The organism is Curtobacterium sp. MCBD17_008 (assembly GCF_003234475.1).
In the GTDB taxonomy this organism is placed as follows: Bacteria; Actinomycetota; Actinomycetes; order Actinomycetales; family Microbacteriaceae; genus Curtobacterium.
This window is the reverse complement of record NZ_QKTK01000003.1, coordinates 53205-76354: the sequence shown is the minus strand read 5'-3', so window position 1 is coordinate 76354 and position 23150 is coordinate 53205. Positions and strand designations below refer to the sequence as shown.

General features: G+C 70.4%; 20 protein-coding genes. 15 read left to right on the top strand and 5 right to left on the bottom strand.

Annotation, left to right across the window (positions count from 1 at the left end):
- Positions 1-104: 104 nt before the first annotated feature.
- Positions 105-923 (top strand): SDR family oxidoreductase, encoded by an 819-nt coding sequence (locus DEI95_RS03790; protein WP_110824201.1) that lies wholly within the window; start codon positions 105-107, stop codon positions 921-923.
- Between the two features lie 157 nt (positions 924-1080).
- Here the strand turns inward: DEI95_RS03790 and DEI95_RS03785 are convergent, their stop codons facing one another.
- Both DEI95_RS03785 and guaB read right to left on the bottom strand, forming a co-directional pair.
- The gene (locus DEI95_RS03785) at positions 1081-1962 is read right to left on the bottom strand and encodes a hypothetical protein (protein ID WP_111059437.1); all 882 of its coding nucleotides are present in this window, start codon (positions 1960-1962) and stop codon (positions 1081-1083) included.
- A gap of 194 nt (positions 1963-2156) precedes the next feature.
- On the bottom strand, positions 2157-3659 hold the full coding sequence (guaB, locus tag DEI95_RS03780) for an IMP dehydrogenase (protein ID WP_110824200.1): 1503 nt from the start codon (positions 3657-3659) through the stop codon (positions 2157-2159).
- A gap of 363 nt (positions 3660-4022) precedes the next feature.
- Here guaB and DEI95_RS03775 point away from each other — a divergent pair, with 363 nt between their 5' ends.
- The 7 genes from DEI95_RS03775 (at position 4023) to DEI95_RS03750 (ending at position 11792) form a co-directional block, all read left to right on the top strand.
- Complete coding sequence (locus tag DEI95_RS03775) at positions 4023-5351, top strand: branched-chain amino acid ABC transporter permease (RefSeq protein ID WP_110889252.1); 1329 nt, start codon at positions 4023-4025, stop codon at positions 5349-5351.
- Between the two features lie 12 nt (positions 5352-5363).
- Complete coding sequence (locus tag DEI95_RS03770; RefSeq protein ID WP_110824198.1) at positions 5364-6350, top strand: branched-chain amino acid ABC transporter permease; 987 nt, start codon at positions 5364-5366, stop codon at positions 6348-6350.
- Positions 6343-7305: an ABC transporter ATP-binding protein gene (locus DEI95_RS03765; protein WP_111059436.1), complete on the top strand. Its 963-nt coding sequence runs from the start codon at positions 6343-6345 to the stop codon at positions 7303-7305. The genes DEI95_RS03770 and DEI95_RS03765 overlap by 8 nt, the downstream gene beginning before the upstream one ends.
- Entirely contained in the window at positions 7302-8165 is an 864-nt protein-coding gene (locus tag DEI95_RS03760) for an ABC transporter ATP-binding protein (protein WP_110824196.1), read from the top strand. Before DEI95_RS03765 ends, DEI95_RS03760 begins: the two co-directional genes overlap by 4 nt.
- 357 nt (positions 8166-8522) lie before the next feature.
- The gene (locus DEI95_RS16590; protein WP_181419459.1) at positions 8523-8699 is read left to right on the top strand and encodes a hypothetical protein; all 177 of its coding nucleotides are present in this window, start codon (positions 8523-8525) and stop codon (positions 8697-8699) included.
- Between the two features lie 54 nt (positions 8700-8753).
- Complete coding sequence (locus DEI95_RS03755; protein WP_110889250.1) at positions 8754-9872, top strand: GuaB3 family IMP dehydrogenase-related protein; 1119 nt, start codon at positions 8754-8756, stop codon at positions 9870-9872.
- 63 nt (positions 9873-9935) lie between these two features.
- Entirely contained in the window at positions 9936-11792 is a 1857-nt protein-coding gene (locus DEI95_RS03750; RefSeq protein WP_110824434.1) for a glycerol-3-phosphate dehydrogenase/oxidase, read from the top strand.
- A gap of 222 nt (positions 11793-12014) precedes the next feature.
- Here DEI95_RS03750 and DEI95_RS03745 read toward each other — a convergent pair whose 3' ends face one another.
- Positions 12015-12506 carry a hypothetical protein gene (locus tag DEI95_RS03745; RefSeq protein WP_111059435.1) on the bottom strand — a complete coding sequence of 164 codons (492 nt, stop codon included), beginning with the start codon at positions 12504-12506 and terminating at the stop codon, positions 12015-12017.
- Between the two features lie 119 nt (positions 12507-12625).
- Here DEI95_RS03745 and DEI95_RS03740 point away from each other — a divergent pair, with 119 nt between their 5' ends.
- From DEI95_RS03740 to guaA, 5 genes are read left to right on the top strand one after another with little or no spacing between them, the layout of a single operon-like run.
- Entirely contained in the window at positions 12626-13156 is a 531-nt protein-coding gene (locus DEI95_RS03740; protein ID WP_110824193.1) for a cation:proton antiporter regulatory subunit, read from the top strand.
- Between the two features lie 3 nt (positions 13157-13159).
- Positions 13160-14587 carry a cation:proton antiporter gene (locus DEI95_RS03735; protein ID WP_110824192.1) on the top strand — a complete coding sequence of 476 codons (1428 nt, stop codon included), beginning with the start codon at positions 13160-13162 and terminating at the stop codon, positions 14585-14587.
- A gap of 47 nt (positions 14588-14634) precedes the next feature.
- Complete coding sequence (locus DEI95_RS03730; protein ID WP_181436190.1) at positions 14635-15426, top strand: SURF1 family cytochrome oxidase biogenesis protein; 792 nt, start codon at positions 14635-14637, stop codon at positions 15424-15426.
- Between the two features lie 10 nt (positions 15427-15436).
- The gene (locus tag DEI95_RS03725; RefSeq protein WP_110824190.1) at positions 15437-15883 is read left to right on the top strand and encodes a DUF3817 domain-containing protein; all 447 of its coding nucleotides are present in this window, start codon (positions 15437-15439) and stop codon (positions 15881-15883) included.
- Positions 15880-17460: a glutamine-hydrolyzing GMP synthase gene (gene guaA / locus DEI95_RS03720; protein WP_111059433.1), complete on the top strand. Its 1581-nt coding sequence runs from the start codon at positions 15880-15882 to the stop codon at positions 17458-17460. Before DEI95_RS03725 ends, guaA begins: the two co-directional genes overlap by 4 nt.
- A 399-nt stretch (positions 17461-17859) precedes the next feature.
- On the opposite strand, the gene DEI95_RS03715 is transcribed toward guaA, so the two are convergent.
- Positions 17860-18774, bottom strand: a complete 915-nt coding sequence (locus DEI95_RS03715; protein ID WP_110910498.1) for a Bax inhibitor-1/YccA family protein — start codon at positions 18772-18774, stop codon at positions 17860-17862.
- A 275-nt stretch (positions 18775-19049) separates the two neighbouring features.
- On the opposite strand from DEI95_RS03715, the gene DEI95_RS03710 reads away from it, so the two are divergent.
- Positions 19050-20072: a glycerophosphodiester phosphodiesterase family protein gene (locus tag DEI95_RS03710; RefSeq protein ID WP_111059432.1), complete on the top strand. Its 1023-nt coding sequence runs from the start codon at positions 19050-19052 to the stop codon at positions 20070-20072.
- Positions 20073-20107: 35 nt separating this feature from the next.
- Positions 20108-22567 carry an ATP-dependent helicase gene (locus tag DEI95_RS03705; protein WP_111059431.1) on the top strand — a complete coding sequence of 820 codons (2460 nt, stop codon included), beginning with the start codon at positions 20108-20110 and terminating at the stop codon, positions 22565-22567.
- Positions 22568-22575: 8 nt separating this feature from the next.
- Here the strand turns inward: DEI95_RS03705 and DEI95_RS03700 are convergent, their stop codons facing one another.
- Positions 22576-23079, bottom strand: coding sequence for a GNAT family N-acetyltransferase (locus DEI95_RS03700; protein ID WP_111059430.1), 504 nt, complete (start codon positions 23077-23079; stop codon positions 22576-22578).
- Between the last annotated feature and the right edge of the window lie 71 nt (positions 23080-23150).

Here is a 23150-nt window from a genome sequence, read left to right as displayed (position 1 = left end):
ACACTTCTGAGCGGCCTCACCGGAACCCCTGATCAGGAGTCCGTCTGGACGGTCTCCGTGGTCCCGGACGGTCGTCCTGGAGGCCCGGCGTACGTTCCGCAGACATGAGCGACACATCTTCCACCACCGTCTTCCGGCCCACGCGGGCCATCGTCACCGGCTCGGAGTCGGGCATCGGCAAGGCCACGGCCGTCGCGCTGGCGGCCGCAGGCATGGACGTCGGGATCACCTACCTGTCGGAGCCCGACCGGGCCGAGGAGACCGCGGCCGAGGTCCGCGCCGCCGGGCGACAGGCGTACGTGGCGCAGCTCGACGTGACCGACCTCGAGCGGGCGGGCGCGGTCATCGACGGCCTCGTGTCCCAACTCGGCGGGGTCGACGTCATCGTCGCCGACGCGGGCACGGGCGACAACGCTCCGTTCCTCGACCTGACGCTCGACCAGTGGCGGCACACCGTCGCGACCGACCTCGACGGGGCCTTCGTCACGATCCAGGCAGCCGCTCGTCGCATGGTCGCGCAGGGCACCGGCGGCCGGATCATCGGCATCACGAGCGTGCACGAGCACCAGCCGCGGTACGGCTCCAGCGCGTACGACGCCGCGAAGCACGGGCTCGGCGGCCTGCTCAAGACGATCGCGATCGAGCTGGCGTCGCACGGCATCACCGCGAACGCCGTCGCACCGGGGGAGATCGCGACCCGGATGACCGGCGCCGAGGACGAGGACCCGCACACGATCTCCCGTCCCGGGGTGCCGCTCGGCCGTCCGGGCAACGCGTGGGAGATCGCGGCCGCCGTGGCGTTCCTGGCCTCGCCCGCGTCGTCGTACATCACCGGCGTGTCGCTGCCCGTCGACGGCGGCATGCTCCAGATGGGCCCGCACGGCGGCAGCCACATCACGTCGGACGACTGGCGGAGCGCGTAGTCAGTCGCGTCAGACGCCCCCGTCTCCCCGAGACGCCGCCACGTCACCGAGACGCCGCTGAATTCGGCGGCGTCTCGAGCGGTCGGCGGTGTCCCGTGGTGACGGGGGCGTCTCGCGAGCAGGGCAGGGCGGGACGGGTGGGACGCGGCGCGGCGGTTCACGGCGCACGGCGCGCCCAACCCCGACCGAGCGGCAGGCCCGCGGCGACCAGGACCGCGCCGAGGCGGGCCAGGTGCTCGGCCTCGGCCATGCCCCAGCGCGCGAACCCGCGGACGCGGTGGGTGCGCCGCAGCGCGTCCTCCCGTCGTTTCTCAGACCAGAGCACGTCACGGTCGTCGTACTTCACCCGGCCGTCGAACTCGCCGACGACGCCGGACCCCGGCCACCAGAAGTCGACCCGGAACGTCCCGCCGTCCGTGGTGAACTCCTGCTGCAGGACGGGCGACGGAGCCCCGAGCCGTCGGACGGTGACGCGGCTGATCGACTCGCCAGGTGACTCCGCTGCGGCATCGGCGAACGCCAGGGCCGACATCGCTCGCCGCGACCCGCGCTGCCCCCGGCGACCGGTGAACGCCGATGCCAGGTCATCCCGGTCGAGATGGCCGGCGTGGAGCACGTGGTCGAGGACGACCACCGCGTGCTCGAAGGTCGACGTGTGGGCCAGGTCGACGACGGTCCGCAGGAGTGAGGTCGTCCGGAGACCGTCGAGCACCACGACGTCGTCGTCGGTGACGCGTCCGACGTGACGGACGACTCCTCTGCCACTGTGCGTCTTGGACACGTGGGTGTCGATGAGGTGGAGCCGCCAGTCCGGTCGCCCGTGGTCAGGCAACCCCCACAGTGCGGCAGCGGAACGGTGCGACACGACCCCGTCTGCGTAGAGGCGGGCGGCCCGGGCGCGCACGACGAGCTGCCGACGCTCGAGTGGGCCGAGCGCTGACCAGTCCCGACGCTCGACAGCGGTGCCGTGGAACAGTCGGACCGGGTCCGTCAGGGTCGACGGCAGCCCGGTGAGGACCGTCGACGGGTGGATCTCCATGAACGTGACGATCCAGCAAGCCGCTCGCGACCCCGAACCAGTCTGCCGGAGTTGTGGAGAGCCTCCAGTCCGGCCGTCAGTGTGCAGGACGAAGTTCGACGCCCCCGTCAACGCGAGACGCCGCCAGAAGCAGGAGACGCCGCCGGAATCGGCGGCGTCTCACGCACCTGGCGGCGTCTCGCGAGCGGGACGGGTCAGCCGCGGTAGTTCGGCGCCTCGACGACCATCTGGACGTCGTGCGGGTGCGACTCCTTCAGCCCGGCCGCGGTGATGCGGACGAACTTGCCGCGGGCCTTCAGCTCGGGGATCGTCCGGCCGCCGACGTAGAACATCGACTGCCGCAGCCCGCCGACGAGCTGGTAGACGACGTTGCCGACCGAGCCGCGGTAGGGCACCTGGCCCTCGATGCCCTCGGGGATGAGCTTCTCGTCCGACGGGACGTCCGCCTGGAAGTAGCGGTCCTTCGAGTACGACGTCTTCTTGCCGCGGGTCTGCAGCGCCCCGAGGGAGCCCATCCCGCGGTACGCCTTGAACTGCTTGCCGCCGACGAACACCAGGTCGCCCGGGGACTCGTCGGTGCCGGCGAGGAGCGAGCCGAGCATGACGGTGTCCGCGCCCGCGACGAGGGCCTTCGCGATGTCGCCCGAGTACTGCAGGCCGCCGTCGGCGATGATCGGGACGCCGGCCTCGCGTGCGGCGAGGGAGGCCTCGTACACGGCGGTCACCTGCGGCACGCCGACACCGGCGACCACGCGGGTGGTGCAGATCGAGCCCGGGCCGACGCCGACCTTGACGGCGTCGACACCGGCGTCGATGAGCGCCTGCGCACCGGCACGGGTCGCGACGTTGCCGCCGATGACGTCGATGCCGTCGAACGACGAGTCGGCCTTGATGCGGCGGACCATGTCGAGCACGCCTTCGCTCTCGCCGTTCGCGGTGTCGACGACGAGCACGTCGACCCCGGCGTCGCGGAGGGCCTCGGCGCGCTGCCAGGCATCGCCGAAGAAGCCGATGGCGGCACCGACGCGCAGTCGGCCCTCCTCGTCCTTCGTGGCGTCCGGGTACTTCTCGCTCTTGTCGAAGTCCTTGACGGTGATGAGCCCACGGAGCTTGCCGTCGGCGTCCACCAGCGGCAGCTTCTCGATCTTGTGCTGCGCGAAGATGGCGATCGCCTCTTCGGGGTCGATGCCCTCGAGCGCCGTGATGAGCGGGGCCTTCGTCATGACGTCACGCACGAGCGTGCTCGACATCTCGAACGGTGCGACGAAGCGCATGTCACGGTTCGTGATGATGCCCACGAGCGTGCCGTCGGCCTCGACGACCGGCAGGCCGGAGACGCGGAACTGCCCGCAGAGCGCGTCAACGTCGGCGACGGTGGCGTCCGGGCTGGTGGTCACCGGGTTGGTGATCATGCCCGACTCGGAGCGCTTCACCTTGTCCACGTAGGCGGCCTGGTCCTCGATGGACATGTTGCGGTGCAGGATCCCGATGCCGCCCTGGCGTGCCATGGCGATGGCCATGCGCGACTCGGTGACGGTGTCCATGGCCGCGGAGAGCAGCGGCACGTTGACCGAGATCCGCTTGGTGAGCCGGGACGTCGTGGACGCCTCGCTCGGGATGACGTCGGTGTGCCCCGGCAGGAGCATGACGTCGTCGTACGTGAGTCCGATGAATCCGAACGGATCCGGCTGGTCCATGGGTCCCCTTCGTGGGCGAGGTGAACGGGTGTCAGTACCGGGAACGCACCGGTGGGCTCTCGATGGGACATGGTAACGCGCGCGACGCAGGCGCCATTCCTGGGGGCGGGATCGGTCGCTGTACCGGCCGGACGGGAGGCTTCTCCGCGGGAACGCAAACCGACTCGCCTGTGCAAGGTCACGGTTGCGGCACGATTTGTGCAGGGAACGTGCCGGAAACACGGGGGACACAAAAAATCCCTAGGGTCCTCGACTATCCGAACGAGAGGCTCATCCGTGGGTTCCATCACTCCGCCGGGGTCAGCGCTGGCGCGCCGACTCCGCCGCGGGGCATCAGGCCGTCGTCGCCTGGTCCTCGCCGCCGTGCTCTTCCTCGCCTTCCTGGCCACCTTCGCCGTCGACGTGGTGCTCTCGCCCGTCGCCGGCGCAGCGACCAGCAGCCCCTCCGCCAGCAGCGCACCGGCGAGCACCGGGCCCTGCGTGGTCAGCACGACGAACGGCTGCATCCAGGGCACAATCCTCGACTCGGAGCGGGAGCCCGCCGCGGGAGTCGACGTCGACGTCACCGGCCCCGGCTCGTTCACGGGGTCCTCGACGACGAACGCCGACGGCCGCTGGTCGGTCAGCATCTCGGAGGCCGGGTCCTACACGGTCAAGGTCGACCAGGACTCGCTGCCGAAGGGGCAGTACCTCACCGACGCGAAGGACGCCGAGCGCACCGTGCAGGGCAACCTGAACGCCAACGCCGGCACGATCTTCCAGCTCTCCGACCAGGAGGGCGCGACCACCGACACCGGCGCCACGAGCGTCACCGCGGCACGGTTCTGGCAGCAGTTCGCCTCCGGCATCCGGCTCGGACTCCTCATCGCCCTCGCCTCGATCGGCCTGTCGCTCATCTACGGCACGACCGGCCTGTCCAGCTTCTCCCACGGTGAGCAGGTGACCCTCGGTGGTCTCCTCGCCTACGTCTTCGCGAACCAGCTCGGATGGAACATCTGGCTCGCCGGGCTGGTGACCGTGCTGCTCTGTGCCGCGACCGGGTACCTGCAGGACGCGGGCATCTGGAAGCCCCTGCGGAAGCGCCGGATCAGCCTCACGCAGCTCATGATCGTGACGATCGGTCTCTCGATCGCCGCCCAGTACGCCTTCCAGTACTTCTTCGGGGCCTCGACCGTCCGCATCCAGCAGGGCAACCCCGAGACGGTGACGTTCGCCGGCATCACGCTGACGGTGCAGTCGTACGTCGCGATGGGGATCGCGCTCGTCGTGCTCGTCGGCACGGGGCTGTTCCTCGGGAAGACGCGCTTCGGACGTGCCACCCGCGCGGTGTCCGACAACCCGGCGCTCGCCGCGGCCTCGGGCATCGATGTCGACCGCGTGATCCGCTTCGTGTGGACGCTCGCCGCCGGTCTCGCCGGTCTGTCCGGTGTGATGCTCGGCCTCGTGCTGAACGGCGTGAACTGGCAGACCGGTCTCCAGCTGCTGCTGCTCATGTTCGCCTCGGTGACCCTCGGCGGTCTCGGCACGGCCTACGGCGCGCTCGTCGGCTCGATGATCATCGGCATCGTCGTGGAGCTCACGAACCTGGTGCTGCCCGGTGACTTCAAGTACGCCACCGCCCTCGTCATCCTCATCCTCATCCTGCTGTTCCGGCCGCAGGGCATCTTCGGCCGTGCCGAGCGGATCGGCTAAGGGAGCACCCGCATGGACTACATCCTCACCCTGCTCACCTCGCTGACGCAGGAGGCCCTCGCGCCGACGACCGCGGCGTTCGCGCTCGCGGCGATCGGCCTCAACGTGCACTTCGGGCTCACCGGCCTGGTCAACATGGGCCAGGCGGCGTTCCTGCTGCTCGGTGCCTACGGGTTCGCGATCTCGATCTCGAACGGCCTGCCCGTCGGCCTCGCGGTGCTCATCGCCCTGGCCATCGCGATCGTCTTCGCGGTCATCCTCGGCATCCCGACCCTGCGGTTGCGCGGGGACTACCTGGCGATCGTGACGATCTCCGGTGCCGAGATCATCCGAATGGTCGGCCGATCGAGTCTGCTCACCGACACCACCGGTGGCTCGAACGGCATCACCGGCTCGAGCTACCGCGAGCCGTTCAACGCGCTGAGCTTCCTGCCCGACGGCACCACGACGATCCTGTGGTTCACGTACTCGAACAACGGCGTCAACGGCTGGTGGATCCGCATCGTCGGCTGGGGCCTGGTCGCCCTGTTCACCCTCGTGCTGTTCCTGCTCATGCGCAGCCCGTGGGGCCGTGTCGTGAAGGCCATCCGCGAGGACGAGGACGCGGTCCGCTCCCTCGGCAAGAACGTCTACTCGTACAAGATGCAGGCGCTCGTCTTCGGTGGCGCGCTCGGTGCCCTGGCCGGGGTCATCTACGTCCTGCCGAGTTCGGTGCAGCCGGACGCGATGGGCCGCTCGATGACCTTCTTCATCTGGACGGCGCTCATCCTCGGAGGCGCGGCGACGGTGTTCGGACCGGTGCTCGGCGCGATCCTGTTCTTCGTCGTCCGTCTCTTCATCCGCACGCTCGCGGGTGACTTCATCCCGAACTCGATCATGAGCGCCCAGCAGGCCGAGCAGTTCTCCTACGTGCTGGTCGGTGTCGCGCTCATGCTCCTCATCGTCTTCCGCCCACAGGGACTCCTGGGGAACAAGAAGGAGCTGACGTTCAGTGTCTGAACCCACCGGAACCACGCCCGGCGTCCCCACCGCCCTCACCGCGGTGCAGCACGCCCCCGGTTCGCCGAAGCCGGACGCCATCCTCACGGTCGACAACATCAGCCGCCGCTTCGGTGGCATGACCGCGGTCGACGTGAACCACCTCGAGGTGCAGCGCGGTGCCATCACCGCCCTCATCGGGCCGAACGGCGCCGGCAAGACCACCTTCTTCAACCTGCTCACCGGCTTCGACAAGCCGACGAGCGGCAAGGAGGCCCGCTGGCAGTTCAACGGGAAGACGCTCGGCAACACCGGGGCCGCGAAGGTCGCCCGCGCCGGCATGGTCCGCACGTTCCAACTGACGAAGGCGCTGTCGCGCCTCACCGTGATGCAGAACATGCTGCTCGGCGCGAAGGACCAGCCGGGCGAGAACTTCTTCGCCGCGCTGGTCAGCCCGCTGTGGCGGAAGCGTGAGCAGGAGATCACGGCGAAGGCCGAGGACCTCCTCGCCCGCTTCAAGCTCCTCGAGAAGAAGGACGACTACGCCGGATCGCTCTCGGGCGGCCAGCGGAAGCTCCTCGAGATGGCCCGCGCGCTCATGTCCGACCCGACGATGATCATGCTCGACGAGCCGATGGCCGGCGTGAACCCGGCGCTGACGCAGTCGCTGCTCGGGCACATCCAGTCCCTCCGCGACGACGGCATGACGGTGCTCTTCGTCGAGCACGACATGCACATGGTCCGGCACATCTCGGACTGGGTCGTCGTGATGGCCGAGGGCAAGGTCGTCGCCGAGGGCCCGGCCGCCACCGTCATGGACGACCAGGCCGTGATCGACGCCTACCTCGGCGCCCACCACGACACCGACCTCGGTGACGACTCGCTCCTCACCGAGGAGACCTACGAGGAACTCGCCGACGAGGTCGCAGAAGAGGACGCGGCGGACGCCGCCGACGAAGGGAAGGCGACCCGATGACGGACGCGACGAACGGCACCGGCGCGGACCGGGCCTCCAGTGCGGAGCCGGCAGCGGTGGCCGTCACCCCGGGCAGCACGACCCCGCGTGCCGCGACCGGCGGCGCCACCGCGGTGCAGGACCGCGAGCCGGTCATGCGTGCCGACAACCTCGTCGCCGGTTACCTGCCGGGTGTCAACATCCTCAACGGGTGCGACCTGGTCTGCTACCCGGGCGAGCTCATCGGCATCATCGGCCCGAACGGCGCCGGCAAGTCGACGCTCCTCAAGGCGCTGTTCGGCCTCGTGAACATCCGCGAGGGCTCGGTCACGCTGCAGGGCGAGGACATCACGAACCTCAAGGCGAACAAGCTCGTGCAGGCCGGGGTCGGCTTCGTCCCGCAGACGAACAACGTCTTCCCCTCGCTCTCCATCGAGGAGAACCTGCAGATGGGGCTGTACCTGCGCCCGAAGAAGTTCGCCGAGCGGCTCGAGGTCATCTACGACCTGTTCCCCGTGCTCGGACAGCGCAAGGGCCAGCGCGCCGGGTCGCTCTCCGGTGGTGAGCGGCAGTCGGTCGCGATGGCGCGGGCGCTCATGATGGACCCGAAGGTGCTGCTGCTCGACGAGCCCTCCGCCGGCCTCTCGCCGGTGCGGCAGGACGAGACGTTCATCCGTACCCGCCGCATCAACAAGGCCGGCGTGTCCGTGATCATGGTCGAGCAGAACGCCCGCCGGTGCCTGCAGATCTGCGACCGCGGCTACGTCCTCGACCAGGGGCGGAACGCGTACTCGGGCACCGGGAAGGAGCTCGCCGACGACCCGAAGGTCATCGAGCTCTACCTCGGGACGCTCGCCAAGGACGTCGACGCCACGAAGTAGGGTCGTCGACACCGCGGGTGCCGCTGTGGGGGCAGCATCCGCGACGGACGGGGCCGTGCTGGCTGCGCTTGCGCGCCGCACGGCCCCGCTCTCGTGCCGCGGGGCGGACGCCGGTGTCGGAACGGGACACCCGGTGTCTCTCGGAGACGCCGGTGTCGCATCGAGACGCCGGTGTCGTCAAGACGCCGGTGTCTCACCCGAGGCACCGCCGGAGCGGTGAGACGCCACCGGTTCCGGCGGCGTCCCGCGCACTCGGCGGCGTCTCGCGCAGACGGGCGTATCTGCGGGATCGGGCCCGTGCCTCCTGCCCGGCCGGGAGGCCCCTCCCGCCTCCGGCGCGTCGGGTACCGTTCCAGCGTGGAACGCTTCTCGGCCCGGGCGATGGACGCCCTCGTGTGGGTGGTGTTCGTCGTGCTCTTCGTGGGCGCGGCCCTGCTCGTGAAGGTCGCCGCCGCACTCCTCGTCGTGTTGATCGTGCTGGCGCTGCTGCTCGGGCTCACGCTCCGGGTGCTCCGCCGACGTCGCACGCGCTGACCCGCCGACCGTCCGGCCGTGCCACCCGGACACCCCGCCCGGTAGGGTTACCGGGTGAGCGAAGTCGAGATCGGTGCAGGCAAGCGCGGACGTCGGGCGTACGCGTTCGACGACATCGCGGTGGTCCCCTCGCGGCGGACGCGTGACCCGCGGGACGTCAACGTCCAGTGGTCGATCGACGCGTTCACCTTCGAGTCGCCGATCCTGTCCGCGCCGATGGACTCCGTCGCCTCGCCCGCGACCGTCATCGAGATGGGGCGTCTCGGCGTCCTCGGGGTCCTCGACCTCGAGGGCCTGTGGACCCGCTACGAGGACCCGGAGCCGTACCTCGCCGAGATCCGCACGCTGACCGACGGCAACGTCACGAAGCGCATGCAGGAGATCTACGCCGAGCCGGTCAAGGCCGAGCTGATCACCCGCCGTCTGGCCGAGATCCGCGCCGCCGGCGTCCCGGTCGCCGGCTCGCTCAGCCCGCAGCGCACGCAGGAGTTCTCGCAGACGGTCGTGGACGCCGGTGTCGACCTGTTCGTCATCCGCGGCACGACGGTCAGCGCCGAGCACGTGTCGCAGAACACCGAGCCGCTCAACCTCAAGAAGTTCATCTACGAGCTCGACGTCCCGGTGATCGTCGGCGGTGCCTCCACCTACACGGCGGCCCTGCACCTCATGCGCACCGGCGCCGCGGGCGTGCTCGTCGGCTTCGGCGGGGGCGCGGCGTCGACCACGCGTGCCGCGCTCGGCATCCACGCACCCATGGCCACCGCGGTCGCCGACGTCGCCGGTGCTCGCCGCGACTACATGGACGAGTCCGGCGGACGGTACGTGCACGTCATCGCGGACGGCGGTCTCGACACCGCCGGGGACGTCGTCAAGGCGATCGCGATGGGGGCGGACGCCGTCATGCTCGGCACCGCACTGGCCCGCGCGTCAGAGGCGCCGGGCGGCGGCTTCCACTGGGGTGCCGAAGCGCACCACCCCGAGCTGCCCCGCGGCCGTCGCGTCGAGGTCGGCACCATCGGCTCGCTCGAGAGCATCCTGAACGGCCCGACCCCGTCGTGGGACGGCCGCGCCAACCTGGTCGGCGCCCTGCGTCGGTCGATGGCGACGACCGGGTACTCCGACGTCAAGGAGTTCCAGCGAGTAGAAGTGGTCGTGGCGCCCTACCACCGCTGACGCGGTGCGCCCGTGGACGATCCGCGGGCGCTGCTCCGGCGCCGGACGGCGATGGAGGCGATCATGACAACGACGGTCACGAACGGTGCGTCGAGCACCGCGGGGTTCGACCCCGCGACGAAGCTCGGCCCGGACGAGCGCGAGGCCGCGATCGAGACCCTGAAGACCCGGGAGCTCGACGTCCTGGTCGTCGGCGGCGGGATCGTCGGCGGTGGTGCCGCACTCGACGCCGTCACCCGGGGCCTGTCGGTCGGGATCGTGGAGGCCCGCGACTGGGGCTCGGGCACGTCCAGCCGGTCGTCGAAGCTCGTGCACGGTGGCATCCGGTACCTCGAGCAGCTCAACTTCACGCTCGTCCGCGAGGCCCTCATCGAACGCGGCCTGCTGCTCCAGCGCATCGCCCCGCACCTGGTCAAGCCGGTCCGGTTCCTGTACCCGCTCAACCACCGGGTCTGGGAGCGCTTCTACATCGGCATCGGCATGGCGATGTACGACGTCTTCAGCTGGTCCGGCGGACGTCCGCCCGGCGTGCCGCACCACCGCCACCTCACCCGCACGCAGGTGCTCCGCTCGATGCCGTCCCTCAAGAAGGACGCGTTCGTCGGCGGCATGACCTACTACGACGCGCAGGTCGACGACGCCCGCTACGTGGCCGCACTCGTCCGCACGGCGGCCTCGTACGGCGCACACGCTGCCTCGCGGGTCCGGATCGAGGGCTTCATCAAGGTCGGGGAGCGGGTCGTCGGGGCGCACGCGCACGACATCCAGACCGGTGAGCACTTCGACATCCGGGCGAAGCAGGTCGTCAACGCGACGGGTGTCTGGACCGACGACACCCAGGCGATGGTCGGCACCCGCGGGCAGTTCAAGGTGCGTGCATCGAAGGGCGTGCACCTCGTCGTCCCGCGCGACCGGTTCCAGTCGAACTCGGGCATGATCCTCCGCACCGAGAAGAGCGTCCTGTTCGTCATCCCGTGGGGTCGCCACTGGCTGATCGGCACGACCGACACCGACTGGTACCTCGACAAGGCGCACCCGGCGGCGACCGCGGCGGACATCGACTACATCCTCGAACACGTCAACAAGGTGCTCGCCGTGCCGCTCACCCGCGAGGACGTCGAGGGCGTCTACGCAGGTCTCCGACCGCTCCTGGCGGGGGAGTCCGAGGCCACGTCGAAGCTCAGCCGTGAGCACGTCGTCGCACACACGGCCCCGGGCCTCGTGGTCGTCGCCGGTGGCAAGTGGACGACCTACCGCGTGATGGGCAAGGACGCCATCGACGAGGCCGCCGCAGCGATGGACGGCAGGATCCCGGAGTCGACGACGCAGGACATCCCGCTGCTCGGCGCCGAGGGCTACCCGGCCGCGTGGAACAAGCGGGCCCGCACCGCGAAGACGTTCGGCGTGCACAAGGTCCGGATCGAGCACCTGCTCAACCGGTACGGCACCCTGGCGACCGAGGTGCTGCAGCTCGTGCAGGAGGACCCCTCGCTCGCCGAGCCGCTGCCCGGTGCCGACGACTACATCGGGGCCGAGGTCGTGTACGCGGCCTCGCACGAGGGTGCCCTGCACCTGGAGGACGTCCTCGCCCGCCGCACCCGCATTTCCATCGAGGCCTGGGACCGCGGCGAGTCCGCGGCGCCGGTTGCCGCGCGGCTCATGGCGGACGTGCTCGGCTGGGACCAGGAGACCACCGAGAACGAGGTGTCGAACTACCTCAAGCGGGTGGCCGCCGAGCGGGAGTCGCAGCTGCAGCCCGACGACGAGTCCGCCGACCGCGTGCGGCTCGAGGCGCCGGACATCGCGTTCGGGTTCGAGGAGGACGACGTCGTCGTCGGCGGCGGCCGGAGCGACGGCGCCGAGGGGGCGACGGCGTCCGACGAGCAGGTCGTGGGCGAGAAGACGACCGAGCCCAGCTGACGCGGGCCGGACGGGAGGCTCCCCACCCTGGGCCGAGGACGTGCCGCTGGTGCGTCGGTCCGGGACCGGCCAGCGCGGGTCCGGGGACCAGCTGGGGGCGGGCCTCCCGTCCGCCCCCACGCACGGTCGGCGGCCGCGTTCTGCGCCGACGGGCTGCGGCTGCGCGTCGACGCAGTCGTCGCGCCGCCGCGGGTGGCTACGCGGCGGCGCGGGCGCGGGTGGCTACGCGGCGGCGCGGGCGCGGCGGAGGGTCTGCACCATCGTCAGGAACAGGACCGCCGGGATCGCGACGAGGGCCGCGAGGCTCGTGCCGTAGAGCACAGCGGCGCCCATGCCGTGCGCGCCGCCGGACACCCCGAAGGAGTCCGCGACGTCCATGCCGAGGAAGAAGCCCGACTGGAACGTCGCGAGCGCCCCGAGTGCGACGAGGCCGAGGTGCATGACAGCGATCACGTGCGTGGAGTACCGGTCGGACAGGCCGATGAAGGCACTGGCCACCGCGAGGGCGAAGCCGATCCCGGCGGTGACCAGCACACCGACGACGTCCTGCGCCACGGAGTTGCCCATCGCCTCGACGGTGGCGTAGATCTCCGACAGCGACTTCCCCGGCACCGCGGCGAGCGGGTCGAGCACGAGGGCGTTCACCGCCAGCAGCGCGGCGTAGGCGGTGACGACGAGCGCGCCGGACACGGCGACGACGGTCTTGGAGGTCATCCGGCCATCCTCGCCAGGCGGGGTGGACCGCCGCGTCCACCGCCGGGATGACCTGTGGAGAACGGAATGGCCGAGCCCTCCCGGTGGTTAGCATGGGTGTCCTGGGAAAGGGAGCCATCATGGTCGACGTCCATCGCGTCAAACTCCCCGGCGTCGGCGTGCTGCACAGCTTCTACACCGACGACGGTGGCAAGTGCGGTGTCATCACGCACCGGTCGGGTCACTCCGACCTCATCTCGTTCGCGGACGTCGCCGACGGCGCGGACAAGTCCGAGAAGGTCTCGCTCCGCCTGAGCGAGGACGAGGCGCACACCCTCGCCGAGCTGCTCGGCGGCACCCGGATCACGGAGGGCCTCGACAAGCTCGACGAGATCCCCGGCCTGTCGATCGACTGGTTCAGCGTCGACTACGACGACGCCATCGCCGGCAAGCCCCTCGGCGACCTGCACGACTCCGGGTTCATCGGCCTGACGGTCGTCGCGGTGGTCCGCGGCGACAGCGCCAACCCGGCGCCCTCGTCCGACTTCGTCGTGTTCCCCGGGGACACGATCGTGGTCGCCGGCGCGCCCGAGAAGGTCGCGAAGGCGTTCTCCTTCTACCGCAGCGGTCAGTTGGCAGCAGCCGCTGCCGAGGCGCCGCCCGGGAGTTAGTCGATGCACCTGGGTGGTGAGCTGCTGACCATCGGCGGCCTGTTCCTCATCGCCTACGTCCTCGGACGTCTCGGCAAGACCATCGGCCTGCCGGCGATCCCGGTCTACATGGTGGTCGGACTCATCGCGAGCCCGCACACCCCGTGGATCGGACTGAGCGTCGAGTCCCACACGATCGAGCTCATCGCCACGTTCGGGCTCATCCTGCTGCTGTTCAACCTGGGGTTGGAGTTCGACCAAGAGGAGTTCTACGGCAACGCCGGCAAGCTCCTCGTGTCGGGCGGCACCTACGTCGCGATCAACATGGGCGTCGGGTTCGCGTTCGGGTTCTCACTCGGATGGGGCACGCGCGAAGCCCTGATCATCGCGGGGATGACGGCGACGTCGTCGAGCGCCATCGTGACGAAGCTCCTCATCGAGCTCCGGCGCCTGGCGAACGACGAGACACCGATGATCCTCGGAGTCACCGTCATCGAGGACGTCTTCATCGCCGTCTACCTGGCGATCGTGTCCGTGGTGCTCTCCGGCGACACGAACGTCTGGGCGGTGATCGGGAAGCTCGCGCTCGCGTTCGGGTTCCTCATCGTCATGTTCAGCCTGGCGCGCTGGGGCGGCAAGCAGGTCTCGCGGATCTTCGCGACCCGCGACGACGAGCTGTTCACCGTGCTGTTCTTCGGCCTCGCGGTGATGTTCGGTGGCATCGGGGACCTGCTCGGCGTGACCGACGCCATCGGTGCGTTCGTCATCGGGCTGCTCTGTGGTGCCACGCGCTACCGGGACCGCATCGAACAGCTGGCGCTCCCGATGCGCGACGTCTTCGCGGCGTTCTTCTTCGTCAACTTCGGCCTCGGCCTGGACGTCTCGACCTTCGGCGAGGTGCTCTGGCCGGTCGTCGCCGCCATCGGCATGACCGTCGTGCTCAACGCCGTCGCGGGGCAGCTCGTCGCCCGGATGAACGGCTTCAGCGTCCAGCAGGGCATCAACACGGCGGTCATCCTCGTCAACCGCGGCGAGTTCGCGCTCATCCTCGCGACGCTGTCCGCGGCGGCCGGACTCGAGGAGCGCATCACCGCGTTCGCCGGGCTCTACGTCCTCATCATGGCGGTGCTCGGTCCGCTGCTCGCGGTCAACTCCGACCGCATCGGTCGGCTCGTGCTCCGGCCGGGTCGGGTGCGGAAGCTCCGCGGGCGCGAGCTGGCGGCAGCGCAGGCCGCCGCCGAGCGCAAGGCCGAGCGCGACCGTCGGTTCGCCGAGGAGATCGCTCTCGTGGAGGCCGCGGGCAGGGAAGAGCGCGAGAATGGGGAACCGGAGACGACGCCGTCGCGCGCACAGCCGGTCACACCGGAACCCGTGCGCGTGAGCACGTCGTCGATCGAGATCCCAGCCGAGCGTCCCGAACGCCCGGTCCGACCACGCGATCCGGAGTACTGACACGCATGTGGGCCGTTGCACGACGTCCGAGGTGGATCGCACTGCTCGTGTTGGCCATCGTGCTGGCGGGCGTGTTCGCCGCGCTCGGCAAGTGGCAGCTCGAGCGCAGCATCGAGAACGGCAAGCCGCTGCCCGCCGGGACGGAGACGCGGCGCGCTCTCGATGACGTCACGACCCCCGAGAAGCCCGTCGGCTCGACGCTCGCGGGGCAGAAGATCACCGTCTCCGGGCGCTTCGTCGCCGGGGACACCACCGTCCTCACCGGCCGCAGCGGGGGTGGGACGTACCAGGCCGTCGGACACCTGGTCGACGACGCGACGGGGGCGAGCCTCCCGGTCGTGATCGGGTGGTCCGACCAGCGGGCGGCCGCCGTCGCCGGGGGTGACCGTCTGACCGACGGCGCGACCGTGACGGTCGAGGGCCGGTACTACCCGGCCGAGTCGCCCGACCAGGACGCTTTCGAGCAGGGCGAGTACTCCGCCGTCGCCCCGGCCCGGTTCGTCAACACCTGGAAGGCGTTCGACGACCGGATGTACGGCGGCTACGTCGTCGCCGGAGCCGCCGTCGCGGACGCCGCGGACCTCGGCACCATCGCCGATCGGGCCCCCACGCGCGAGGTCCAGTTCGACTGGCTCAACCTGTTCTACGCGGTCGAGTGGGTCGTCTTCGCCGGGTTCGCCGTCTTCCTCTGGTACCGCTTCGTGAAGGACGCCTGGGAGCGCGAGCAGGACGAGGAGCGCGAGGCCGCCGAAGCGGCCGCCGGTGGCGCCGCTGATGACGAGGCGCCCGCCGACGAGGCCGCTGTGGACGACGCCCGGGCCGAGCCGGGTCGCCGGTAGGATCGACGGCATGGCTCTGACCGTCCGGACCCGCGACATCCCGAAGATCCCGGGGGCCGTGCGGTTCTACCGCATCTCCGCGTACATCACCGGTGTGCTGCTGCTGGCCCTGATCGTCGAGGTCGTCATCAAGTACACGCCGATCCAGCGCGAGATGCAGCTCGGCGGGGGAGCGTTCTTCGTCCCGAACGGCACCGCCGGCGAGGCGCCCGGCACGTTCAACCTGTCCGTCGCGATCCTCATCGCCCACGGCTGGCTGTACGTCGTCTACCTCTTCGCGGACTTCCGCCTCTGGAGCATCATGCGCTGGCGGCCGTCGCGCTTCCTGCTCATCGCCCTCGGCGGGATCATCCCGTTCATGTCCTTCGTGGTCGAGCACCGCATGCAGAAGGCCGCCATGACCACCCACCACGAGCTGACCGCGCAGCAGTCGCGGGAGAAGGAGAGCGCACGGTGAGCGAGACCGAACAGCGTCCCGTCCTCGTCGTCGACTTCGGCGCGCAGTACGCGCAGCTGATCGCACGGCGCGTCCGCGAGGCCAACGTCTACAGCGAGATCGTCCCGCACTCCGTCACGGCGAACGAGATCCGCGCGAAGGACCCCGCCGCGATCGTCCTGTCGGGAGGCCCGTCCTCCGTCTACGAGGACGGCGCTCCGGCCCTGGACAGCGAGATCCTCGACCTCGGCGTCCCGGTGCTCGGCATCTGCTACGGCTTCCAGGCCATGGCGAAGTCGCTCGGCGGCGAGGTCGCACACACCGGCCTGCGCGAGTACGGCGCGACCGACGTCACCGTCAGCGGGACCGACAGCGTCCTGCTCGGCGGGCAGCCCGCGTCGCAGACCACCTGGATGTCGCACGGCGACTCGGTGGCGAAGGCCCCGGAGGGCTTCGCGGTCCTCGCCTCCAGCGACTCGACGCCCGTGGCCGCCTTCGCCTCCGACGAGCGCAAGCTCTACGGCGTGCAGTGGCACCCGGAGGTCAAGCACTCGGCGTTCGGCCAGGCCGTGCTCGAGAACTTCCTGCACCGGGCTGCCGGGCTGCCGGGGGACTGGAACTCCGCGAACGTGATCGAGGAGCAGGTCGAGCGCATCCGTGCGCAGGTCGGCTCGTCCCGCGTGATCGCCGGGCTGTCCGGTGGCGTCGACTCCGCCGTCGCCGCGGCGCTCGTGCACAAGGCCGTCGGTGACCAGCTGACGTGCGTGTTCGTCGACCACGGGCTCCTCCGCGCCGACGAGCGCAAGCAGGTGGAGGAGGACTACGTCGCCTCCACCGGTGTCCGACTCGTCACGGTCGACGCCCGCGAGCAGTTCCTCGACGCGCTCGCCGGCGTCAGCGACCCGGAGCAGAAGCGCAAGATCATCGGGCGCGAGTTCATCCGCACGTTCGAGGCCGCGGCCGAGGCACTCGTGCTCGAAGCACGCGCGTCCGACGGTGACGCCGAGGTCAGGTTCCTCGTGCAGGGCACGCTGTACCCGGACGTCGTCGAGTCCGGCGGCGGTTCGGGCACCGCGAACATCAAGTCGCACCACAACGTGGGCGGGCTGCCCGACGACATGACGTTCCAGCTCGTCGAACCCCTCCGCACCCTGTTCAAGGACGAGGTCCGTGCGGTCGGCCGCGAGCTCGGACTCCCCGAGGTCATCGTCGGGCGTCAGCCGTTCCCCGGCCCGGGTCTCGGCATCCGCATCGTCGGCGAGGTCACCGCCGAGCGCCTCGAGATCCTGCGGGCCGCGGACGCGATCGCCCGCGCCGAGCTCACCGCAGCGGGCCTGGACGACGAGATCTGGCAGTGCCCGGTCGTGCTCCTCGCCGACGTCCGTTCGGTCGGTGTCCAGGGCGACGGTCGTACCTACGGGCATCCGATCGTGCTCCGTCCGGTCTCCTCCGAGGACGCCATGACCGCTGACTGGACGCGCCTGCCGTACGACGTGCTCGCGAAGATCTCGAACCGCATCACGAACGAGGTGCGCGACGTCAACCGGGTCGTGCTCGACGTCACGTCGAAGCCGCCGGGGACGATCGAGTGGGAGTGAGGCTCCCCTGACGCCCGAGGGCCCGGTACGCAGTGCGTACCGGGCCCTCGCTCGTTCCTGGTTGGTGGTGCCGACCTCGGGGTCGCACGACATGCCGTTCGCTGGTCGCCGAGGTCGCACGTCCTGTTGCCGGACGGACGGCCGGGCGGCAGCTCGTGCGACCTCGGCACGCGCGCACGGCGGGGTCGCAGGACATGCCGTGTGCTGGTCGCCGAGGTCGCACGTCCGGTCGTCAGGCAGCCGGCCCGGCGGCAGTTCGTGCGATTTCGCCGGACCGCGGGCGGCGTTTCGTGCGATCTCGGCACGCGGGCGGCGGGCTCGAAGGCCGGCGCCCGCACACCAGCGCGCGGGAACGACGGAGGGCCCCGGCGACTGCCGGGGCCCTCCGTGTGCTGCGAGCTAGTTGCGCGAGCTGCTGGCGATGATCGCCAGGATGCGCAGGATCTCGAGGTACAGCCAGACGAGCGTGACGATGAGGCCGAACGCCGCCGTCCAGGCGTAGATGCGGGGAGCGCCGCGCTCGACACCGGTCTTGATCTGGTCGAAGTCGAGGACGAGCGAGTACGCCGCCATGAGCACCACGAGGATGCCGATCACGACACCGAGCGGGATGCCGAACACCGTGACGCCGAGGAGCCCGAACGCCGACTGCGTCACGCCCAGGAGCATCAGCACGATGTTGACGAGCGAGAACGCCATGTAGCCGACCATCGCGACGAGGAAGAACCGCGTGGCCTTCGGGGTCGCGCGGACCTTGCCGGACGTGAAGAGCAGGAGCGTGACCGCGAAGACACCGAGCGTGCCGAACACCGCCTGCGTGACGATGCCGTCCCACATGGTGTTGTACATGCCCGAGATGCCACCGACGAAGAGGCCCTCGAAGAAGGAGTACGCCAGCACCAGGGCGGGCGACGGCTTCTTCTTGAAGGTGTTCACCAGCGCGAGGACGAACCCGACCAGCGCGCCGACGATCCAGACCACCGGCGGGAGGTTCCAGCCGGCGACGGCACCGACGATGAGCACGCCGAACGCCAGGAGCGTCTTGACGATGGTGTCCTCGTACGACATCCGGTCCGTGTCGACCTTGTTCGCCGAGGGGCGGTCGTACATGTCACGCAGCTGGTCGGGCGAGAACCCGGGCTGCTGCGGCGCCTGTCCCCAGCCGGTCTGGCCGTACGGCGCCTGCGGGTAGCCGCCCTGCTGCGGGTAGCCCTGCTGGGGGTACCCCTGCTGCGTGTTCGAGCCGGCGCCCCATGCGTTCCGGCCCGCGTCGTTGAAGGCGGGGGACTGGTCGAAACCGGGCTTGAAGGCCATGGTGTCCTCTGATTTCCTCTGGTGTGGAGTCGTGGAGCCGGTACCCGGATGGCATCGGCTCGTGGGCTCGGGAAGGAGTGCGGCGGAGCCGTTCCTTCGTGTCCTCACAGCCTACGGGCCAGGTGTGCTCGATGGCTGTGGATTCGCGGGAAGCGGAACGTCCCCGGGCCCTCCTGGTGACGAGCCTATGGACCGCTGCTGTCGGTCCACCGAACGGTGTCCCCACGCTGGCTGAACGTCGGCGACGTCCTCGCGCAGTCCGTATCGTCGCGTGCATGCAGCCGCTCGTCATCGCCCACCGCGGTGCCTCCGGGTACCGGCCGGAGCACTCCCGCAGCGCCTACGAGCTCGCGGTCGAGCTCGGTGCGGACGCGATCGAGCCGGACCTCGTGCCGACGAAGGACGGCGTCCTGGTGCTCCGGCACGAGAACGAGATGTCCGGCACGACCGACGTCGCCGACCGCCCGGAGTTCCGGGACCGGCGGACGACGAAGACGATCGACGGGCACCGGGTCACGGGCTGGTTCACCGAGGACTTCACGTGGGAGGAACTGCGCACCCTGCGGACCCGTGAGCGCCTGCCGGAGCTGCGCCGGGCCTCCCGGCAGCACGACGGCGAGGACACGGTCCTGCGCCTGGAGGACCTGCTCGCGATCCTGGACGCCGCCCCGCGGCGGGTCGGGCTCGTCGCCGAGGTGAAGCACGCCAGCGCGTTCGCCGCCGCGGGGTTCCCGATGGCCTCGTTGCTGGACGGCGTCCTCGGCTCGGCCGGCTGGCGTGGCGACGACCGGCTGACGGTCGAGTCCTTCGAGAAGCGCGTGCTGCGCGAGGTGGCCGCGCTCGGCACCGGTGCGCGCTTGGTGTACCTCCAGGAGGCCCGGGGCGCGGCCGCGGACGAGGTCGCCACAGCCGGCGCCGCGGCCCCCACGTACGCCACCGAGCGGACCGACGCGGCACTGGCCCGGCTCGCGACGGAGTTCGACGGGATCAGCGTGGACCTGCCGACCCTGATGGCAGGTGTGGACACCCGCGCCGTCGACGACCCGGGACCGGTGCGGAGCGACGTCGTCGAGCGGGCGCACGCCGTCGGGCTCGCGGTGTACACGTGGACGCTCCGACCGGAGAACCGGTTCCTGCCCGCGGCGCTCCGGCGCGGGGGCGACCTGGCGGCGCACGGCGACTGGGAGCGGTGGTTCACCTCGGTCGTCCGGACGGGCGTGGACGGGGTGTTCGCGGACCACGCGGACCTCGCCGTCCGTGCCCGATCGCTCGTCGCGGACGGCGCTGCGCGGGCCTGATGGGTGTCGCAGGTCGCGCCTAGACTGTCCCGGACATGACGATCGTGCTCGACCCCTCCGACTCGACGCCCGGCCGTACGCACGGTCCCGGCGCGGGTGACCGTGCGTACGAGGACCCGTTCACCGCGGGCCTGAACCCCCAGCAGAAGGAAGCCGTCGAGTACCGCGGCGAGTCCCTGCTCATCGTGGCCGGTGCCGGTTCGGGCAAGACGAGCGTGCTCACCCGACGCATCGCGCTCCTGCTGGCCAACCGCGAGGCCTGGCCGTCCCAGATCCTCGCGATCACGTTCACGAACAAGGCCGCGGCCGAGATGCGCGAGCGGGTGCAGGCCCTGGTCGGGCAGGCCGCCGAGGGCATGTGGATCTCGACCTTCCACTCGGCATGCGTGCGGATCCTCCGGCGCGAGGCCGAGCGGTTCGGGTTCCCGCAGTCGTTCACCATCTACGACTCGGCCGACTCCCGGGCGCTGCTCAAGCGGATCATCAAGGACCTCGAAGCGGACACGCTCGGGCTGACCGTCGGGGCGGCGGCGTCGAAGATCTCGAAGCTCAAGAACGAGCTGCAGGACATCGACACCTACGCGCGCAACATCAACACGGACGACCCGCAAGAGGTCATGTTCACCGAGGTGTTCCGGCGGTACACGAGCGAGCTCCGCCGGGCGAACGCGTTCGACTTCGACGACCTCATCGGGCAGACCGTGTTCCTGTTCCGCGCGTTCCCCGAGATCGCCGCGCTCTACCAGCGCCGCTTCCGGTACGTCCTGGTCGACGAGTACCAGGACACGAACCACGCGCAGTACGCGCTCATCCGCGAACTCACCCGTCCCGTGCCCGTGGAGCAGGTCGACAAGCTCGAGGACGCCGGGCAGCACGTCGAGCGGATGCGGGAGACCGACGGGTCGATCGCGCCGGCGTCGCTCACGGTCGTGGGTGACTCCGACCAGTCGATCTACGCCTTCCGCGGCGCGGACATCCGCAACATCGTCGAGTTCGAGCGGGACTTCCCGAACTCGAAGGTGATCCTGCTCGAGCAGAACTACCGATCGACGCAGAACATCCTCGACGCCGCGAACGCGGTCATCGCGAACAACTTCGACCGGCAGGCGAAGAACCTGTTCACGGACGTGGGTGCCGGCGAGAAGATCGTCGGCTTCACCGGGTACACCGGGCACGACGAGGCGCAGTTCGTCGCGGACGAGATCCAGCGTCTGCACGAGGACGGCATGGACTACCGCGACATGGCGGTGTTCTACCGGACGAACTCGCAGACGCGTGCGCTCGAGGAGATCTTCATCCGCGCCGCGATCCCGTACCGGGTGCTCGGCGGCACGAAGTTCTACGAGCGCGCCGAGATCAAGGACGCGATGGCGTACCTGATCACGGTCGCCAACCCGGCGGACCCGCTGTCGCTCCGACGCATCCTCAACGTGCCGAAGCGCGGCATCGGCGCCGTCACCGAGACCGCCCTGCAGCGGTACGCCGACGAGCACGAGGTCTCGATGCGCGAGGCCCTGCGGCACGCGGACGAGCTCGGGTTCGGACCGAAGGTGCGCACCGCGATCACCTCGTTCGCCGGGCTCCTCGACGAGGTCGCCGCCAAGGCCGCGGACCAGCCGGTGGTCGACACCCTCACCCAGCTGCTCGACGGCTCGGGGCTGCTCGAACAGCTCCGGAAGTCGCCGGACGCGCAGGACGCCGCCCGTGCCGACAACATCGACGAACTCGTCGCCGTGACCCGGGAGTTCCAGAAGAACAACCCCGAGGGCACGCTCGCCGACTTCCTCACCGAGGTCTCCCTGGTGGCCGCGGCCGACGAACTCGACGACTCCTCCGGCACGGTGTCGCTCATGACGCTGCACACCGCGAAGGGCCTGGAATACGACGCCGTGTTCCTGACCGGTGTCGAGGAAGACCTGCTCCCGCACCGGATGTCGGCGAACGAGCCCGGTGGTCCGTCCGAGGAGCGACGCCTGTTCTACGTGGGCATCACCCGGGCGAAGAAGGTCCTGTTCCTGTCGCTCGCGATGACCCGGGCGCAGTTCGGCGACGTCAACGTGGCGATGCCCTCACGCTTCCTGCAGGAGATCCCCGAGGGGCTCGTCGAGTGGAAGCAGTCACCGGGCATGGCGAACAGTCGCGGCGGCACACAACCCCGCGCGCTCAACGCCAAGCGCGAAGGCGGCTTCGGCGGCGGCACCGGTGGCGGTGGCTACCGCGGCGGTGGCGGCTGGAGCGGTGGGTCCTACGACCGTGCGGCCGCCGCGGCGAAGACGAAGCCGAAGACGGAGTGGGCGAACCGGGTGTCCGGGCAGGTCCGGGACAACGGCGACATGGAGCTGGCTCCGGGGGACCGGATCTCGCACGTCGACTTCGGGCAGGGGACCGTCTCGGCGGTGACCGGTCAGGGCGCCAAGCGGATCGCGGAGATCGCGTTCGACAGCGCGGGGCGGAAGAAGCTGCTCATCAAGATCGCGCCGATCGAGAAGCTCTAGCCGACGGCTCAGCGCACCATCCGGGCGGCGAGGACCGCGTTGTCGCCCAGCCGTTCGGTCTTCGTCGTGCCGTCGCGTCGGAACCCGTTCCGCCGGTAGAAGGCCTGCGCCCGGGGGTTGTCGTCGGCGACCCACAGGAACGCCGGTGCGTTGCCGAGGACGGCGTCGAGGAGCAGCTGACCGGCGCCCGACCCGTGCGCCGATGCCAGGACGTAGATGCCGGTGAGCTCGACGTCCCGGATGGCGGGGTCGTTGCGAGCCGGACCCGCGGTGGCCCACCCGACGACGGCGCCGCCGTGCTCGGCGACCGCCACGCTCGTGCCGGCTGCGCTCGCGCCCGCGATCGTCCGCCGCCACCGTGTGGTGCGCGCGACGGGGTCGAGTGACGCGAGGAACGCCGCCGGCAGCAGGTGGGCGTACGCCTCGCGCCATGCCTGCACGTGCACGTCGGCGATGCCCGGCGCATCCGTGTCGACGGCTGCTCGGACGGTGAGCTGCTGGACGTGCCCCATGCCCCGACCGTACCGGGAGCCCCGGCCCGGACGCACTCGAGGGTCACTCGCGTCCGCCACGCCCGGTGCCC

What these genes read in the sequence shown, in the direction of transcription:
- DEI95_RS03715 (WP_110910498.1), bottom strand. Translation starts at nt 18,774, where the DNA reads ATGGCCTTCAAGCCCGGTTTCGACCAGTCCCCCGCCTTCAACGACGCG.
- DEI95_RS03750 (WP_110824434.1), top strand. Translation starts at nt 9,936, where the DNA reads ATGACAACGACGGTCACGAACGGTGCGTCGAGCACCGCGGGGTTCGAC.
- DEI95_RS03725 (WP_110824190.1), top strand. Translation starts at nt 15,437, where the DNA reads ATGGCTCTGACCGTCCGGACCCGCGACATCCCGAAGATCCCGGGGGCC.
- DEI95_RS03735 (WP_110824192.1), top strand. Translation starts at nt 13,160, where the DNA reads ATGCACCTGGGTGGTGAGCTGCTGACCATCGGCGGCCTGTTCCTCATC.
- DEI95_RS03705 (WP_111059431.1), top strand. Translation starts at nt 20,108, where the DNA reads ATGACGATCGTGCTCGACCCCTCCGACTCGACGCCCGGCCGTACGCAC.
- guaB (WP_110824200.1), bottom strand. Translation starts at nt 3,659, where the DNA reads ATGGACCAGCCGGATCCGTTCGGATTCATCGGACTCACGTACGACGAC.
- DEI95_RS03710 (WP_111059432.1), top strand. Translation starts at nt 19,050, where the DNA reads ATGCAGCCGCTCGTCATCGCCCACCGCGGTGCCTCCGGGTACCGGCCG.
- DEI95_RS03790 (WP_110824201.1), top strand. Translation starts at nt 105, where the DNA reads ATGAGCGACACATCTTCCACCACCGTCTTCCGGCCCACGCGGGCCATC.
- DEI95_RS03740 (WP_110824193.1), top strand. Translation starts at nt 12,626, where the DNA reads ATGGTCGACGTCCATCGCGTCAAACTCCCCGGCGTCGGCGTGCTGCAC.
- DEI95_RS03760 (WP_110824196.1), top strand. Translation starts at nt 7,302, where the DNA reads ATGACGGACGCGACGAACGGCACCGGCGCGGACCGGGCCTCCAGTGCG.
- DEI95_RS03700 (WP_111059430.1), bottom strand. Translation starts at nt 23,079, where the DNA reads ATGGGGCACGTCCAGCAGCTCACCGTCCGAGCAGCCGTCGACACGGAT.
- DEI95_RS03745 (WP_111059435.1), bottom strand. Translation starts at nt 12,506, where the DNA reads ATGACCTCCAAGACCGTCGTCGCCGTGTCCGGCGCGCTCGTCGTCACC.
- DEI95_RS03770 (WP_110824198.1), top strand. Translation starts at nt 5,364, where the DNA reads ATGGACTACATCCTCACCCTGCTCACCTCGCTGACGCAGGAGGCCCTC.
- DEI95_RS03785 (WP_111059437.1), bottom strand. Translation starts at nt 1,962, where the DNA reads ATGGAGATCCACCCGTCGACGGTCCTCACCGGGCTGCCGTCGACCCTG.